Genomic DNA, 586 nt, shown 5'->3' with positions numbered 1-586 from the left:
GTCCTATGCCTCCAAGGTCAACAGTGAGATGCTGGAGTGGATCGCCGGCCAGATGCGCGGCAAGCGCCAGAACAACCGTCGCCTGATGGCGATGGTGGCGACCTTCCTGGGCGCCACCGCGCTGCCTCTGGCTGGCCAATTGCCGAACGTGTTCGACATCGGCATGTAAGATTTGGGCATGTAAATTTAGGCGTCTCAATCGAGGACGTGATGAAGCGGCGAGGCTACTTCCCCGCCGTTTTTTGTTTGCCGCCCTCGAGCCCGAGCGTGCGGCCGGGGAAGCCGGCGGCATCGAAATAGCGCTGGCTGCCGACGCGCTGGAAGTTCAGCACGGTCAGCAGGCCACCCTCGGCCGGTTTTGACTTCATCGTGCCGGCATAGGCCTTCGGCACCGTGCCGTTGGGCATGGCCTCCGACATCACGCGGCCGACGAGACCGCCATTCTGCGGGCCGCGCAGGTCCATGAGCCGGGCAGCGGTCATGCCGACGTCGGCATTACTGACCGGGATCTCGTCGACATAACCGGCTTTGAAGTCCGGACCGATGGCGGCCATGAAGTTCATGGTGTCGCCGCGGCTGAAGCTGC

The 586-nt window shown here is 63.7% G+C and carries 1 pseudogene; it reads right to left on the bottom strand.

Annotated elements, in window-relative coordinates:
- Nucleotides 1-224: 224 nt before the first annotated feature.
- A pseudogene (locus CWO91_RS42395) lies at nt 225-586 on the bottom strand (alkaline phosphatase family protein); the annotation flags it as partial.

Source organism: Bradyrhizobium genosp. SA-3 (assembly GCF_004212635.1).
In the GTDB taxonomy this organism is placed as follows: domain Bacteria; phylum Pseudomonadota; class Alphaproteobacteria; order Rhizobiales; family Xanthobacteraceae; genus Bradyrhizobium.
Note: the sequence above shows the minus strand (reverse complement) of the source record. Positions and strands in the feature narration are given on the sequence as shown.